Annotated in this window: 1 protein-coding gene; it reads left to right on the forward strand. The window is 70.3% G+C overall.

The window, feature by feature from the left end:
• The first annotated feature begins 22 nt into the window (after window positions 1–22).
• The gene (locus MKK82_RS03280) at window positions 23–232 is read left to right on the forward strand and encodes a hypothetical protein (RefSeq protein ID WP_243984646.1); all 210 of its coding nucleotides are present in this window, start codon (window positions 23–25) and stop codon (window positions 230–232) included.
• Window positions 233–411: the final 179 nt, after the last annotated feature.

A 411-nucleotide genomic window follows, 5' to 3' on the forward strand; every position in this document is an offset into this window, starting at 1 on the left:
ATAGCAATCCGAGACCTGACCCATGGGCGACGTGCTCACCTTCACCCCGCGTCTGAAACCGGCGGCTCCGGAGATCTTGGCGCCGTTGGCAGGGACTGCGCTCCGTGCCAGCCTGGAGGAGGCGGCGCAGGTCGCTCTCGAGGCGGCAGACCGCATCATCGCGGTTCTGTACCGCATGAACGGGGACGCCGACGACGAGGACGGCGGGAGCGCTGAGCCGTCCCTGGCGTGACCGGAGAACCCCACCGGCGCGCAGGTAGTCGACCTGCGGGGCAATGACCGGGACCGCGAGGAGGAGGCACGCGAGACAGTGCTTCCTGACGTGGCCGCCGAGCCGATGCCTGGTCCGCAGCCCGAAACGCTGCCGACGGCCTGACTCGTGCCCTGCGGCGGCCGCGGCAACGCTAACGC

The organism is Methylobacterium sp. E-046 (assembly GCF_022829625.1).
Taxonomy (GTDB): Bacteria; Pseudomonadota; Alphaproteobacteria; order Rhizobiales; family Beijerinckiaceae; genus Methylobacterium; species Methylobacterium longum.